The sequence below is a fragment of the Rosistilla ulvae genome (genome assembly GCF_007741475.1).
In the GTDB taxonomy this organism is placed as follows: domain Bacteria; phylum Planctomycetota; class Planctomycetia; order Pirellulales; family Pirellulaceae; genus Rosistilla; species Rosistilla ulvae.
On sequence record NZ_CP036261.1, the window covers coordinates 2172238 to 2187860 of the forward strand.

14 protein-coding genes are annotated in these 15623 nt (G+C 58.5%); 11 read left to right on the forward strand and 3 right to left on the reverse strand.

Annotated features, from left to right (window positions below):
* Positions 1–343 precede the first annotated feature (343 nt).
* The 3 genes from EC9_RS07880 to EC9_RS26430 all read right to left on the reverse strand — a co-directional run bounded on the left by EC9_RS07880 (position 344) and on the right by EC9_RS26430 (position 3574).
* A complete protein-coding gene (locus EC9_RS07880; protein ID WP_145343842.1) occupies positions 344–1315 on the reverse strand; it encodes an Lpg1974 family pore-forming outer membrane protein in 972 nt (323 codons plus the stop codon).
* 311 nt (positions 1316–1626) lie between these two features.
* The gene (locus EC9_RS07885) at positions 1627–3309 is read right to left on the reverse strand and encodes a proteasome accessory factor PafA2 family protein (protein WP_218934669.1); all 1683 of its coding nucleotides are present in this window, start codon (positions 3307–3309) and stop codon (positions 1627–1629) included.
* Between the two features lie 109 nt (positions 3310–3418).
* Complete coding sequence (locus EC9_RS26430) at positions 3419–3574, reverse strand: hypothetical protein (RefSeq protein WP_197451695.1); 156 nt, start codon at positions 3572–3574, stop codon at positions 3419–3421.
* Between the two features lie 364 nt (positions 3575–3938).
* Here EC9_RS26430 and EC9_RS07890 point away from each other — a divergent pair, with 364 nt between their 5' ends.
* The 11 genes from EC9_RS07890 to metG all read left to right on the forward strand — a co-directional run bounded on the left by EC9_RS07890 (position 3939) and on the right by metG (position 15368).
* Complete coding sequence (locus EC9_RS07890) at positions 3939–4823, forward strand: class I SAM-dependent methyltransferase (RefSeq protein WP_145343846.1); 885 nt, start codon at positions 3939–3941, stop codon at positions 4821–4823.
* Positions 4810–5631 carry an ATP-dependent sacrificial sulfur transferase LarE gene (larE, locus tag EC9_RS07895; protein ID WP_246106013.1) on the forward strand — a complete coding sequence of 274 codons (822 nt, stop codon included), beginning with the start codon at positions 4810–4812 and terminating at the stop codon, positions 5629–5631. Before EC9_RS07890 ends, larE begins: the two co-directional genes overlap by 14 nt.
* A 262-nt stretch (positions 5632–5893) precedes the next feature.
* On the forward strand, positions 5894–6853 hold the full coding sequence (locus tag EC9_RS07900) for a dihydrodipicolinate synthase family protein (RefSeq protein WP_145343848.1): 960 nt from the start codon (positions 5894–5896) through the stop codon (positions 6851–6853).
* Entirely contained in the window at positions 6850–8280 is a 1431-nt protein-coding gene (locus EC9_RS07905; protein WP_145343850.1) for an oxidoreductase, read from the forward strand. The genes EC9_RS07900 and EC9_RS07905 overlap by 4 nt, the downstream gene beginning before the upstream one ends.
* 64 nt (positions 8281–8344) lie before the next feature.
* Positions 8345–9550, forward strand: coding sequence for a nucleoside monophosphate kinase (locus tag EC9_RS07910; RefSeq protein WP_145343852.1), 1206 nt, complete (start codon positions 8345–8347; stop codon positions 9548–9550).
* 474 nt (positions 9551–10024) lie between these two features.
* Entirely contained in the window at positions 10025–10276 is a 252-nt protein-coding gene (locus tag EC9_RS07915) for a hypothetical protein (RefSeq protein WP_145343854.1), read from the forward strand.
* The gene (locus EC9_RS07920) at positions 10254–10511 is read left to right on the forward strand and encodes a type II toxin-antitoxin system RelE/ParE family toxin (protein WP_246106014.1); all 258 of its coding nucleotides are present in this window, start codon (positions 10254–10256) and stop codon (positions 10509–10511) included. The genes EC9_RS07915 and EC9_RS07920 overlap by 23 nt, the downstream gene beginning before the upstream one ends.
* 359 nt (positions 10512–10870) lie before the next feature.
* Entirely contained in the window at positions 10871–11422 is a 552-nt protein-coding gene (locus EC9_RS07925) for an RNA polymerase sigma factor (protein WP_145343859.1), read from the forward strand.
* Positions 11419–12159 (forward strand): hypothetical protein, encoded by a 741-nt coding sequence (locus EC9_RS07930; RefSeq protein WP_145343861.1) that lies wholly within the window; start codon positions 11419–11421, stop codon positions 12157–12159. Before EC9_RS07925 ends, EC9_RS07930 begins: the two co-directional genes overlap by 4 nt.
* Before the next feature lie 131 nt (positions 12160–12290).
* Positions 12291–13154, forward strand: a complete 864-nt coding sequence (locus tag EC9_RS07935; RefSeq protein WP_145343863.1) for a hypothetical protein — start codon at positions 12291–12293, stop codon at positions 13152–13154.
* Positions 13155–13322: 168 nt separating this feature from the next.
* A complete protein-coding gene (gene metG / locus EC9_RS07940; RefSeq protein ID WP_145343866.1) occupies positions 13323–15368 on the forward strand; it encodes a methionine--tRNA ligase in 2046 nt (681 codons plus the stop codon).
* The last annotated feature ends 255 nt before the right edge of the window (positions 15369–15623 follow it).

A 15623-nucleotide genomic window follows, 5' to 3' on the forward strand; every position in this document is an offset into this window, starting at 1 on the left:
ACTGAAGACGACTCGACAACCCTTGCCGGCGAAAGCGTATCGATTAAAGAAGGGGGACGGGGGCTCGTCACCGTTTCGTTGGACATTCCTATCCACACCGCAGTGAATTTGGCTGTCAACTTTACCGTTGGAACCTCGCGTCGATCGCGACAGCACGGTACAGACGGTTACCTTTGAGGCGGGCACCGTTTGAATCACAAGGTTTTACGGTGGCTAGCGTGCAAGATGCGATCGATGAAGTCGACGGTGACGTCCAAGTAAAACCTCACCTCGGTCGCGTCGCTTGGTTCGTGACAAGTTTCGCTGGGGGCCTCGGCGGCAACCACCGGTTTTGCACCGGTGGTTAATAGTGATATTCCAGTCCCACAGTTGCTCCGTGGTAGAAGACACTGTCGGAGGCGTCGACGCCGTGCGGGGCGAGGAAGTTCGAATGGACCAGTTCATCCGAGGCGACGGCAACCGATGTGACCCACATGACTTGGTAGCCCGCCACAAAATCCAGCTGGCTGGTCAGACTTCTGCGTGCATTTAGCCCCAGTTCTGCCAGAAAAGAGAGCTTCCCACGGTTCCCCGCATCACGAGCCTGAGCGATTCCCGTGTCGTACAATGTCGATTGTTTCGCGGCATTGCCGAAAAGACCGACCTGACTAAAGCCGTCAAGCGACCAGTTCCCTCTACGAAACAGGTTCGATTCTAGGCCAACCTGTCCGCCGTACAAACGGTTTTGCGCCGCGGTATCGATCGATGTTGGCGTCCCTCCCGATTCAAAACCAAAGCCGATCCGATCGTCGATCTCCAGATATCGAAGTCCTGTGGTGAAGCGGAGCGATTCAGTCAACCGCCGACTGATTCCAAGTTCCAGGCTATGCAAGTCGGATGTGTGAACGCCTTCGATCGACGTGACATCGGGAAAGGCCACCGGTAAGGGGACATTCAGGACTGCGACGCTTGCCGGTCCGACCAGATCGCGATGGCTTTCACTCCATTGATCGACACTCATCCATCGCACGGTCAACGCAGTGCAAGCATCTAGGTTGTAGCGACCATTGAGTTCGTAGCCTGCCTGAAATCCCAAATCGAATTCGTTGGAATCAAAGTTGCCGTTGGGGCCCCAGAAAATTCGATTGTCGTCGTCGACCCGCTCCAAAAACAATGCCTTGGCACCAAAGCTCCATCTCGCCGGCGCACTGCATCCAACGGCGTCACAACCACTTGAGGCATCACATTCAAATTGTCCCTGCGCGATGGAAGTGAGCCCCATCGACAAGAGGAACCAAGCAGCTACTTGAAATCGTTTTCGATGGAACTTCAGCATGATTATCGATTCCGTTCGTTAGCATTCGTCTGAATGTTTTTTGCGTTCCCGTTGGGATGGCTATCGAGTATTTCGTTGCCGAATTCCTTCCATTTTTCCGCCAACGGTCAAAGACTCGAGAAAAGCTCCCTCAATAGGAGGGGGAACCCACATAAACCGCAAGGACTAACTCGGCAGCCCGGCGGTAATTCCTTGCGGAGGCATGGTTTAGCGATGCGTGTTGGCACGTGCGCTCGGTCGGCATGCGTTGCAAGAAGTGTTCGGATTCGTTGCGATAGCGAGAGGGGAATTTTGCGTCACGCGGCCGAGATCTACAGTCGGACGCGGCGGTTGCCGAAGGCTTTGCCCAGACGGATGCTGTTCCACGAGGCATGCACGGGAGTGTCGGTGCCGGAGAATTCGCGGATAAAACTGCCACGCCGCATCGCGCGTGGTGTGGGAGGCGGCTGTCGCATCGCCCGCAGGATCTCCTGCTCGCTGACAATCTGCTCGGTCTCACCCGCCGATTCCAGCAGCAAGTAGTACCCGTCGGATGAGAGTTCGTGGTACTTGATGTCGAGCTTGCGGTTGGCCGGCAACGGCAGGTTCGGGCCCGCTTGTTTCAACAACATCCTCTTGGTCACCCAGTCGATGCGGCCGACAAGGATCGTGCGATCACCGGCTAATCCATCCAGCACATCGCTCCACCGCTGCAGCACTTCATACGCTTCGTCGGGCCGATTTTTGTTCGACTCCACAAATCGGCGGCAAGCGGCTTGGTACCATCGCTGGACGTCGAGTGCTGTCATCGGTCGGCCGTTGTGGACGGCGATCGCACGCTCGATCGGTTCGTCCCGAACCACAGCTTGCAATGCGCGCAGCGGTCGCCGAACGCGCGGTGGATTTTGGATCGCGCCCGCTTCGATCGCATCGATCATCAATGTGGTCGTGGCGAGCCGCAGATATTCCGCCTCCTCCGCCATGTTGCAGTCTCCCAAACAGACTTGCATCCGTTGGCGTGAACCCAGGTTGCTGAAGAGGTCCATCGGATTAAACCATCCGATCAGGCAAGCATCCATCAGATGGGCGACGCTGAACAAAGGATAAGCGTGGTTTCCCAGCGGTCCAAAGATAAATCGCAGCACGGGGGCTTTCTGAGCCAACAGGAAATCACCGCTATCGGAAACCCAACCGCTTCCCGAGAGGATCGATCGGCTGACCAAAAACGGCGTCAACATTCGGACATGTCGACGATACAGACAGAACCTAGCAGCGACGATGATCGTCAACAGCATTGGGCTCAGCGCGATCATCGCCACGCGGTTGAGCGCTCGTTCGACCGAGCGTGGGATCGGCGTGGCATCTTCGGATGTGTCGAATCCATCACCGAAGAACTTACGGAACAATTCCGCACGCTGCCCGCTGTCGGTTCGCATCACAGCAAACGGATAGACCGCCACAGCAATCAACAGGTACGCGGGGATCGCGACGATCACCAACGGGACCATTATTACCCAAAACAGTAGACAGATCGTCGCCGCTAACAACAAGATGCCACGCCAACACGCGAGCCCCAGCCAGCCGGTGACTTGAATCTCGTAGTTCTCGTGAGTGCCGTAGGCGTTCCCTTGGCTGTCGCGGCTGTTCTTGATCAAGACCATCTCGCCGTCGTCGCGACAACTGGCCGCCGATTCGCTCAGCAAACGATCTTGAGCACGCTGCCATATCAAGGCATCGCGTGGGCTTTGGCATTCGGGCGTCGCCGCTTCGATCAGACCAAAACCGCCCGCATGTAGAACGCGTTCGAAACCGATCGTGCCGCCGTTGGCTGTAAAGTGCTTCTCTTCCAAGACGCTGCCGGTCGCGGTCGGCAATCGTTCCCGGAACTTCTCCAACAGCGAGCGATAGAGTTCGATCTGTTTGACGGGCGGCCCGTCTTGGTGCGGCCGAAAGCGGATCGCGTATTCGGTCTCCAGCCCCAGTAAGCGTTGAAAGATTGGAGCGTTGGTTTTCAAGAGCTTCGCCTGCCGGGGTGCGCAAATTCAAACAGCACGCCCCGACGGGCTGATTCGGTCGGGCGGTGATCGATCGCCGCCCCACCCTTTAAAAGATTCGCCGATCGATTTATTCGCCGCCGTCGGGAACGACAACCTCGTCCAGATATCGCTGCGGTTGATCTTGGGCATCGACGGCGACTCGGTCGATGATCTGTTCCAAGGTTTGCGGTTGAGGCAACGTTTCGCTGGTCTGCGGTGCTTCGAGAATGGTGTCCGTCTTCACAGGGGCGCTCCTGAATCGATAGGTGATCGGATACAATGGGCGATGCGGAATCGTTCCCACTCCATTCGCTTGATTATAGAAGAAAGATTTGCGGGTCACAATCAAGTGATTTCGCGGTGTGGGGCGTTGGGCGAACTGGGCAAATCTTGCCAGCAGGCTCTCCCCCATCGAGCAACGCCGCAAAGCGTTTTTCGTTATAGAGGATGCCGGTTCTCGGCCGTAGCGGAAGTCGTCAAGACTTTCGATCCACGGCGAGTCTTCCTTCCGAAACTCTTGACGAGTTCCGCGACGCAATGGTTCACCAATTTTATATCTGATCTTCCAACCACCACTCCTGTTCACACAATCCGATCCCCTTTTATTTATGTCCGCTGAATCCCTGCTGCAGAATTACCAACTGATCGACTTTGGCGACGGTCGCAAACTCGAATCGATCGACGGCTACAAGCTCGACCGCCCCAGTCCCGCGGCGGAATGGGATGCTCCTGCGCAGGCCGATGCCTGGCAACAAGCCGATGCCGTCTACGATGGTTCGTCCTGGACGATCTTCAACGAGTGGCCCGAGTCGCTGGAACTCGACGCGGGCGGATTCCGATTGGCTGCGGAACCGAAGCCGTTTGGGCACATCGGTTTTTTCCCCGAACAGGCTGCGAATTGGCAGTGGCTGGCGAGTTTGGCCGATCGGTTGCCAGTGGACTGTCGCGACGCGATGAATCTGTTTGGGTATACCGGCGGCAGCACGCTGGCTCTTGCTCGCGTCGGATTCCGCGTCGCCCATATCGATGCGTCCAAGCCGAGCGTCGCGCGGACCGGCGATAACGCCCGCCGCAGCGAACTGGGCGACGCGGCGATTCGCTACATCGTCGAAGACGCCCGCCGGTTTGCCGCTCGCGAGATTCGCCGCGGCCGAAAGCACAGCGTGATCGTGCTGGATCCGCCGGCCTACGGTCACGGAACCAAAGGGGATTCGTGGCGGATCCAACGCGACCTCTGGCCGCTGTTGGAAGATTGTCTGTCGCTGCTGACGCCTCGCGCGGCGATGTTGATCACCGGCCATTCCGATACGATCTGCGATTCGGATATCAGCGACTGGTTGCGACAGAACCAACCGGCGGGACTCGAGATCGAGGAGGGGCGTTGCAAGATCCCCGACAGCTCGGGTCGCTCGCTCGACGCCGGCTATTTCGTTCGCGCGACCTGGCACTTGGACAGTCCCTCCACCATGGACTTAAGTGATGATGCAAACTGAAGCGATCGCCCAACGTTTGATCGATGAACTGCAGCGGCATCCTCGCGTCGTCGTCGCTTTTTCAGGCGGAGTCGACAGCGCGGTGGTCGCCGCCGCTGCGCAGCGAGCATTGGGCTACAAGGCGTTGGCCGTGATGGCGATCAGCCCCAGCGTGCCGGAGCGGCAGAGCGAATTGGCGGCGCAGGTGGCTGCGGAAATTGGGATCGATCTACAAACGATCTCAACTCACGAAACCGAACGTCCCGATTACCAACGCAACGATGGCCAACGCTGCTTCTATTGCAAACAGACGCTCTATCAAACGCTGGCGACGATCGCCGACGAGCACCGCGACAGCGTGATCTGCAGCGGAACCAACGCCGACGATCTAGGCGATCACCGACCGGGGATCCAAGCTGGTCGCGACGCAGCGGTGCAGACGCCGTTGGCCGATCTTGGGATCACCAAAACGATGGTCCGCCAGCTGGCAAAGCACTGGGAATTGTCGGTTTGGGATCTCCCCGCAGGGCCCTGTTTGGCCAGCCGGATCGCGTATGGCGAACCGGTCACCGTCGACAAGCTGCAACGGATCGATCGCGCGGAAAACTGGCTCCGCGACGAAGGCTTTGCCGAACTTCGCGTCCGATTGCATCCGGGACAGCTGGCGCGGATCGAAGTCCCCGCCGCGCGGATCGCTGATTTGGTGCAGCCGGAGTTTCGCCAGCGGATGAGCCGACACTTCCGCTCGCTCGGCTTCCAGTTCATCACCGTCGATATCGAAGGCCTGCGTTCGGGCAACCTGAATCAATTGGTCTCGATCGGCAATTGATCGCTCGCCGCGGACAAACCTTCTAGCTTGGCAGTTGCCCGAATTGCGAATTCGGTTCGCCCGGATTGCAATGCCCGCATCCGCTTGCGGCGTTATACTTCGCCCTACCGACGTCGTTCGACGAGATGGTCGCCTTTCGCTCCGCGAAAGTGCGGATGTACCACGCACTTTTGCGGAGCAAAAGGGGACAAACCCTCAACTTATCTGCCCTGAAGCGATGCGCTATCCTGGGCGACCTTCATAACACAAAGAAGATAAATCCATGGATCCAACCACACTGCTGCGTCCGCGACGCAAGATCACTGGGATCTCGGCGATTCTGTTGCCGTTGCTCGAGAACAACGAAGTCGATTGGGACGCCTTTCGTCAGCATGTATTGCGGACCGCCGACGCGGGGCTGACTCCCGCCGTGAACATGGACACCGGCTATGTCAACTTGATCGACGAAGCGACTCGGTTGCAGGTCCTGGACGTGACGCGAGAGATTCTGGGATCGGGACCGTTTGTCGCGGGAGCTTTTGTTGGCGACACGCCCGGCAGCACGTTGGCTCTCGATGCCTACAAGTCTCGGATCGACGAGATCACCGCGCGTGGAGCGACGCCGGTGATCTTCCAGTCCTACGGCCTGACCGATCAAGGGGACGCCGAGATCGTTGCCAGTTACGAGAAGATCGGCCAAGCGTGCGACCAGTTTATCGGGTTCGAACTGGGGCAATGTTTCCTGCCGTTTGGCAAGATCTATTCGACCGACGTCTATCGCCAATTGATGCTGTTGCCGCAGTGTATCGGTGCAAAACATTCGTCGCTCAGCCGCGCGGCGGAATGGGAACGCTTGGCCCTTCGCGACCAACTGCGTCCCGAATTCAAAGTCTTCACCGGCAACGATCTGGCGATCGACATGGTGATGTACGGCAGCGATTATCTGCTGGGACTCAGCACCTTCGCTCCGGATCTGTTCGCTCGACGCGATGCCTATTGGGCCGCGGGCGATCCGGCGTTTTATGAACTCAACGACGCTCTGCAGTATCTGGGCTTCTTGACCTTCCGCCAGCCGGTCCCGGGCTACAAACACTCCGCCGCGATGTTCTTGCATCTCCGCGGTTGGATCTCGACCAACAAAACCTATCCCGGCAGCCCGCAGCGTCCCGACAGCGACCTGCCAATCCTGGAAGACGTCGCGCGGCAGCTAGGCATCTCGCTGGGCAAGGGAGGCAACGTATGAACTATCCAAAAATCAACAGCCTAAAAACCCTCGACGCTTTCCAATCGCGGCTCGATGAACTGGAGATCCAGATCCCCTTGGATGCCGCGATGCAAAGTGGCGACGCGGCGCCGTTGGCCCAGTCGTGCGATTGGAACGGCGGCACGATTGGGAACCGATTTGCGATCCTGCCGATGGAAGGTTGGGACGGCACGACCGACGGGCGGCCGACCGATCTGACGCGTCGTCGTTGGAAGCACTTTGGACTCAGCGGAGCGAAGTTGATCTGGGGTGGCGAAGCGGTGGCGGTCCGTCACGACGGCCGCGCCAATCCGAATCAACTGGTGATCAATGCGGACAATCTCGCCGAGATCGAAGCCTTGCGGACGCTGCTTGTCGACACGCATCGGGAGCATTTTGGCCAAGTTGACGACTTGTTAGTCGGTTTGCAGCTGACCCACTCCGGCCGCTTCGCTCGTCCTAACGACAAGAAGCGACTCGAACCGCGCGTCGCCTATCGCCATCAGGTGTTGGATGCAAAGTTTGGCGTCGACAGCGATGCGGCGATCTTGAGCGACGACGAACTCGATCGCTTAGTCGACGATTTCGTCGCCGCCAGCAAGCTCGCTCAGCAGGCCGGATACGCGTTTGTCGATGTCAAACACTGCCACGGCTACTTGGGGCACGAACTCCTCTCGGGCTACGATCGGCCTGGGAAATATGGTGGCAGCTTCGAGAATCGGACTCGATTCCTGCGTTCTATCGTCGACGGAATCCGCAGCGAAGCGGCTGGGCTGCAGATCGGCACGCGGATCAGCATCTTCGACTTCATCCCGTTTGAACCGGGCCCCGAGGGGCTGGGCAGGCCGAGTCGCACCGGCGAATACCGGAGCGCCTTCGGTGGCGATGGGACCGGCGTCGGATACGATTTGACCGAACCATCGCGATTGATGCAGCTGTTGGAAGAACTGGGGATCCAACTCGTCTGCTCAACCGTTGGCAGTCCTTACTATTGTCCGCACATCCAGCGGCCGGCGATCTTCCCTCCCTCCGACGGCTACGCTCCGCCGGAGGATCCCTTGGTCGGCGTGGCTCGTCAGATCAACGCGACGGCGATGCTGAAGCGAGCGCATCCGAATCTGCTGTTTGTCGGATCGGGTTACACCTACCTGCAAGATTGGCTGCCGAATGTTGGGCAGGCGGTCGTCCAGCAAGGCCTGGCCGACTTCATCGGACTGGGACGGATGGTCCTTTCGTATCCCGAACTTCCGGCCGACGTGATCGCCGGGCGGACGATGCCGCGGAAGAAAATTTGTCGCACGTTCAGCGAATGCACAACCGGGCCGCGAAATGGTATGATCTCGGGTTGCTTCCCTCTCGATCCGTTTTATAAAGCGATGCCCGAGCGCCAGCAGATCATGGCCCTGAAGCAGCAGACCAGAGCATGATGGCGTTGGTCGCTGACACTGGGCCGAACCCACCTCGTGCAATTCAGATCAGCGATCAACACCTATGCAGTCCAATAACGAATCCGCCCACCCCGTCAACGAGCCGATCGACTTGGAGATCAAAGATGCTCAAGTCATCTTCAAGTCGGTGTGGAAAGAATTGGAACAGGAGGTCGGCCACGAGAACCTGCGGTTCCCGAAAGAGCTGATCCTGCTGGGCGGTGCGCCGGGTGCGGGCAAGGGAACGCAAACGCAGTTCATCATGGCGGCTCGCGGCCTGACCTGCCCGCCGATCGTCGTCAGCGATCTGTTGGTCACTCCCGAAGCACAACGAATCAAAGATCAGGGGGGAATCGTCGGCGATGGCGAAGTGATCGGGATCTTGCTGCGGAAGCTGTTGGAACCGATCTTTCGGGATGGAGCGGTCTTGGATGGCTTTCCGCGGACGCGTGTTCAAGTCGAATGCTTGAAGCTGTTGGTCGATAAGATCACGCAACTGCACGCCGAGTTCCAAGGGACCGAACTAGCCGTCAACTTCCGTCGCCCCACGATCCACGCGATGCTGTTGTTCATCAGCGAAGCGACAAGCATCAGCCGCCAACTGCAACGCGGCCGCGAGATCGAAGCGCACAATCAGGAAGTCGCCGAGACTGGGATCGGCCGCCCGATCGAATTGCGATCGACCGATCTGAGTCCGGAAAAGGCGAAGCGTCGTTACCGCGTCTTTAAAGAGATGACGTGGGACGCGCTGCAGTCACTCAAAGAGATCTATCACTACCACTTCATCAACGCCGAGGGACCGATCGCGGAAGTCGAAGCGAACATCATCGGCGAATTGGCGTACCAAAGCTCGTTGGAACTCGATCCCAGCACCTACGATCGGCTGCGTGGCTTGCCGCTAGCGAGCGAGATCACCGTCCACGCGCGGCAGGAACTCGTCCGCCGGCTCGATTCTTACGAACTGGAACACCGCGAGCTGTTCATTCGCACCGTCGACACGATCGATCGGAAATTTATGCCGATCATCGAACGCCACGCCCTCTCGGGCCAAGCGATTGTGAACTCCGAAGACGAACTGTTCACCGATCCGCTGGCGCTCTGGATGTTGATCGATATCTTCTCCGAACGCGGCTACCACGCCGTCGTCGATAAACATATCCAAGCGACGCCCGAGCGAATCGATCTGGAGACCGGGCAGATCCACAACCGCTTGAAGACGATCATCCGCACGAAGATCTCATTCAAGGGATCGGAGATCCGCCGCGGTTAGGCTTGCTGTCCTATCGGCAGAGCAAGTTGAACACACTGTGGCTGATAAACTGCAGCGAAGCGAAAGCGATCGCGCGACCATTTTTGAACCCTAAACACTTGCCCGAGCCTCTTTCACCCTCGACAATTTGGGGTAGATAGAAAACAGACCACCTGCAGATGTGATGGGGTGTCGTGCACAGCCCGTTGGGCTTTCGGTGCACAGCTGGCGCGGACTTCTGAAGTCAGCTACGAAAGACACGAAACCGTCGCTTTCGATTCGGGTTTTTCGTAGATTCAAATCTCCCGCTGCTTGGGCCGTTGGTTTGCACGTCTTTTAAGCTGGGGCGTTTTCCGTAATTCAAGAGACTCCCAAGATGTTGTTTACGCAAACCCCTTCGACTCACCTTCGCTCTTTTGAAACGGGCGTTCGAATTGGTGCAATTTAGCGTACGCAGAGTCACTCATTTCGTTCACGCAGACCAAAGGACACTCAATGTCTTCAAAAGAAAAGGCGATATCGCTCATTCAAAATCTTGACGATGACGTCTCGATCGACGATGTCATCGATCGACTTTACCTTCTGCGCAAAATCGAACTTGGAATTGTCCAGGCCGATACTGGTGATGTGATGGAGCACGACGCTTTCATGGATGAACTAGAGGCGGAAGATGCCCAACAATTAGATCTTCTGGACGCGACAATCGCGCGAAGATCTCCGTTCGGTGCGCGATCATATCGCGCGTGACGCTCCGGCAACCGCGATGACCTATGTTCGTAAACTCCGAAATTCCGTTGGTCGTCTGAAACAATTCCCGTGCTCCGGTGAGGTTGTACCGGAAATTGGACGCGAAGACTTGCGTGAAGTGCTCCAAGGGAATTACCGCATCATCTATCGCGTTTCAGAGCGGCGGGTCGATATCCTCGCCGTTTTCCACAGTTCGCAAATCTTCGACGAACGCGACCTCGGCAGTGCGGAGTGACCGACAACCTGTTTTTGATCTTCGGCCTCTGGAGCATGCAATTCGACATTTCCAATGGCCTTCACGCAACACCAAGGAACGGTGCAAGTTCGGCCGCAAGCCCCACGTGACGCGTAGGGTACACGGCAATTTCGTCCGGGCTGAACTTCCTCGCACAGACGACACGTCAATGGAGGAACGACGTTTCGAGCGACTTGCGATCGGAGCACCTAAGTCGGGCTCACTGGCTTTGTTTGAGTCCTCTAATCGACCTGTCGCCACGCGGAAAGCGAAAAGGCAAGGGAAACTTTTTTTCAATTTCTTGTCTGCGGTTTGTCGGCGACGGCAATAATCGCTGTGAACCGACCGATTTCACACCTTTGTTGCTGGTAGACCGCGTGAGCATGATCGCCGACGAGATCCACGAACTGCTGGACCGGCATCGCCCTTGGCTGCTGCGGGTGATCCAGTCGCGGACCACGCTAGCGAGTGCCGTCGAAGATGTTTATTCGGAGGTTCTGCTGGCGATCGCGAAGAGTGATCATCGGCCGCGCGACGACAGTTCGCTCGCTCCTTGGTTGTGCAAGATCGCCATCCGGCAGTCCGCATTGGCCAACCGCACGGCGATGCGTCGCGATCGATTGAACAAAGATTACGCCCATCAGTCGCCCGACAGCCCCGCCGCAAACGATCCGATCTTCTGGTTGATGGACCAGGAACGACGCGATCTGGTCCGCCAGGTGTTGCACGAGATGGAGCCCGAGGTCCGCGGCGTGCTGCTGGCGAAGTTCGTCGAGAAGCTGACCTACCCGCAATTGGCTCAGCGACTGGGCGTCGCCGAACATGTCGTGCAGTACCGAGTCGCCCAGGCGAAAAAACGCCTGCGGCAAATGTTGACCCAGCGTGGAATCGACCAAGAGGATCTGTCATGAATCCCGAACACGAACAAACTTTGGAACGTTTTGCCGCCGGCGAGATGAGTGTTGCGGAGGAGAACGATTTCCTGGCACGCTGCGAAATCGAACCGACTCGCTACCGAGCTGCCGCGTTGGCGCTGGTCGAACACCGCCGGATCAGCGACGCGTTGGCTCAGTTTTCGTTTCCCGAAAGCCAACCGACGCCGGTGACTGCATCCGCACCGACGCCCCCGGCAACGAGGTCCCGCGGTCTCGCGTTCGCTCTCGCCGCAACGATCGCTGCGGTCGCCGTCGGCGGCTATTTGTTGGGGACGATCGGCCGCGACGATGCGGTGAACCGTGAGTTTGCCGAATCGCAACCGACAGCGACCGAGGTGATCGCACCGCCGATGCAGCTTCCACCGCAGACCGGCGACAACTCGCAGATCGCGCTACAGCAGGACGAGAGTCCCGCCGATCCAGCGGCCAGCCCCAAACATGATCCTCGGTTTGTGGAGCTGCCTCCGGAGTCGGAGGCCGATCTTTCGGAGACTCCCGAAAACCAAGCCGCTCGCCAATTGGGAAGCCTGTTGGCTGAACTGTTCCGCGGCGCCCAACGCGAGCCGATCTTCAGCGACCAAGCCAAATCGAAGCTCCGCAGCGATGGCTGGGAAGTCGAAGAGAAGCCGCTGATCTATGTCTTCAGCACCGACGACGGTGAGCAATACGCCGTACCGACACACAACGCGAACCTGCGTTACGTCAAACCCTAGCTGCGGTGCAGCGATCTGAACTCGAACGATCCACCACTTGCGGCGTGGTCTCCCGGTTGGACGCTGCGCACCGACCGCGACCACGCTTTGCCAAAATGAATTTGCTATCCAACTTCCTTGGGAGAATTGAAATGAAATCGATGTACTCTTTGACGATCGCCGCGTTGCTGTTTACGGCATCGCTTCCCACAGCAAACGCCGACGACGGTGCGGCTCCAGCGATTCCTGTCCCTCCGGCTCCCGCCGCAAGCGACGACAAAGCCGCCCCCGACGCCGACGCCCCAGCGGAAGCGGAGGCAGATGCGGCGGCCAAACCGGCCGACGCTGAGACTCGCAAGCCAGGCACCCATGTGAAGGTCCAATCGAAGGATGGCGAGACGACGATCGTCGTTCGCAGCTTCGGTAAAGTGATCCACGTCGGCCCCGGCGGCCAAGTCGATGTCAGCGACCTGCCCGGCGCCGAAGTGGCGGAGGGGGAAGAGGTCGACGGCGATTCGCCGCGTCGTGGCATCAAGCGTCGCCGCGTTTTGAATCTCAGCAAGATCATGCAACTGGGTGACGATGGGATTCTGAAGGAACTCGACGCGCTGCCGGTCACGATCAGCACGCTGATCGGCAAGAGCATCACTTCGGATGCCGGAGTCGAAGGAGAGATCCAAGTGATCGGTCCCGACGGCAAGGAGTTCAACTTCGACTTCGAGGAACTTGCCCCCGCCGGTCAGGAACTGGCGAAATCGATCGAACAAGCGATCATCGAATCGGGAGTCGAAATCCCGGCCGACGTCGCTGTCGAACTGATGAAAGCGAAACAGCGGATCGAAAAACAGGTTCAGACGCTGCGAAACCGAGCTCAACAGCAGGTCCGATTGCCCGCCGCCGCCAAAGCGATGGCAGCCGAGCAAAAGACGATGCACGAGAAACTCGATCGGATCCTGAACCGGCTGGACAAGCTGGAAACCGAGGTCGCTGCGATGAAGAAGCAGGCTGAACTGTAGGTCCACAGCCGGGAAGAATTCGAGGAACCGCGTGATTTGCAGCGGAATCGCCCCGCAAATCACGCGACCTCACCCCAGGCCCTTCGCGTCGTGCAGCTTTTCTTTACAATGCTGGCCTCTATGGTTGTTCGCCATCCATTTCGCCAGCAAACTGCACTTGAACTTAAAATGACGCGACAGATCCTGGTCACCGCCGCCTTGCCGTACGCCAACGGGCCGATTCACATCGGGCATTTGGTCGAATACATCCAAACCGACATCTGGACTCGTTTCCAGAAGCTCCGCGGCAACCGCTGCATCTACGTCTGTGCCGACGATACACACGGCACCGCGATCATGATGCGAGCCCGTCGCGAAGGCCGCAGCGAAGAGGAGTTGATCGCGGCGATGCAGGAATCGCACCAACGCGACTTCGCCGGCTTCGATGTCCAGTTCGATCATTACGGCAGCACCCATAGCGATGAAAATCGTCAGCTGTGCGGTCGGTTCTGGCAAGCGATGCGAGACGCCAATCTGATCGTCGAGCGTCCAGTTCAACAGTTGTTCGATCCGCAAGAGCAGACGTTTTTGGCCGATCGCTTTGTTCGCGGCACCTGCCCAAAGTGCAATGCCCCCAACCAGCCGGGCGATAATTGCTCGGCCTGCGGTCACACCTACAGCCCCGCCGACCTGATCGATCCCGTCAGCACGCTCAGCGGTGCGGCACCGGAGCTGCGCGAAGCGACGCACCTGTTTGTCGAACTGGAACAACTGCACAGCTTCCTGTCCGAGTGGGTCAAGGAATCGGGAGCGTTGCAGAGCGAGACGGCGAACTACTTGTTAGGCCACTTCCTCAGCGATGCCCTTCGCGACTGGGACATCTCCCGCCCGGCTCCCTATTTCGGATTCGAGATCCCCGACAGCCCCGGCAACTACTGGTACGTCTGGTTCGACGCGCCGATCGGCTACGTCGCCAGCACCCAGCAATGGTGCAACGCCAACGGCGAAAAGCTGGAGGATTGGTGGCAGAACCCGAACACCGAGATCCACCACTTCATCGGTAAAGACATCACCTATTTCCATACGCTCTTCTGGCCGGGGATGCTCAAGACGGCTGGCTTCACGCTGCCGACGAAGGTTCATATCCACGGCTTCTTGACGGTCGACGGCCATAAGATGAGCAAGAGTGTCGGGACGTTGGTCTCGGCCGAAAAGTACCTGGAACATTTTGATCCGACCTACCTGCGTTACTTCTACGCATCGAAGCTGACCTCGCGCGTCGAAGACCTCGACCTGGGGTTGGACGAGTTTGCCGAGAAGGTGAATTCGGATCTGGTCGGCAAAGTCGTCAACCTTGCGTCGCGAGTCGCCAAGTTCGCGCATCAGTTGGGCCTATCGGAAGCTTATCCCGACGACGGCGGTCTGTTCCAACAGTCGGCCGACGCGGGGGACGAGATCGCCGCGGCGTACGAAGCTTGCGACTACAGCAAAGCGATGCGATTGATCTTGGAACTGGCCGATCGCGCCAACCCGTATGTCGAACACGCCAAGCCGTGGGAAATGAAAAAGGATCCCGCCCGCGAAGCCGAACTGCGCGACGTCTGCACCGTCGGGCTGAACCTGTTCCGCCAGCTGTGCGTCTACCTGGCGCCCGTCTTGCCATCGCTGGCCGAGAAGTGTGGCGAACTGTTGGGCGATCCGATCACCGGTTGGCAGCAGAGCCAATCGCCGCTGCTGGGAACTCCGGTGGCGAAGTTCAAACACATGTTAAAACGTATCGAAGTTAAGGACCTGCAAAAAATGATCGACGAGAGCAAAGACGAATCCGCCGCAACCGAATCCGAAGCCCCCGCCGCGAACCAATGGAACGACAGCGATCAACCATTGAAGGACGAACCGCTGGCCGACGAGATCACCATCGACGACTTCGCCAAAGTCGATCTGCGGGTCGCCCGCGTGATCAAAGCCGAACAGGTGCCTGAAGCAAACAAGCTGCTGCACCTGACTCTAAGCCTTGGTGGCGATGAGACCCGCAGCGTCTTCGCTGGCATCAAAGCGGCTTACACGCCCGAGCAACTGGTTGGCCGATTGGTCGTGATGGTCGCCAACTTGAAGCCGCGCAAGATGCGGTTTGGACTCAGCGAAGGCATGGTCACCGCCGCAGGTCCCGGCGGCGCCGAAGTCTTTGTGCTCGGCGTCGACGAAGGAGCTCTCCCCGGCCAACGCGCCCACTGATCGCCGGCGGCAAGGTTTACAAGCCGCCGATTCACAGCCGCCAACCTGCACCCGCCCGACGAAGCTGGGAGGGTCGAAAAACGTGCGTTTAGCAAGTTTTTCGGGGAGGGCATTGGATTAGATGGTTGGTCCTGGGACTCGCGTCCCAGGCTTTTGCATGCCGTCGCTTTGCGACTGAGCAATGCCGGGTCGAGCGGGAGGCCTGAAACTTGCGTTCCAGGTTCCCGCATGCCGTCGCTTTGCGACTAGGCAGCC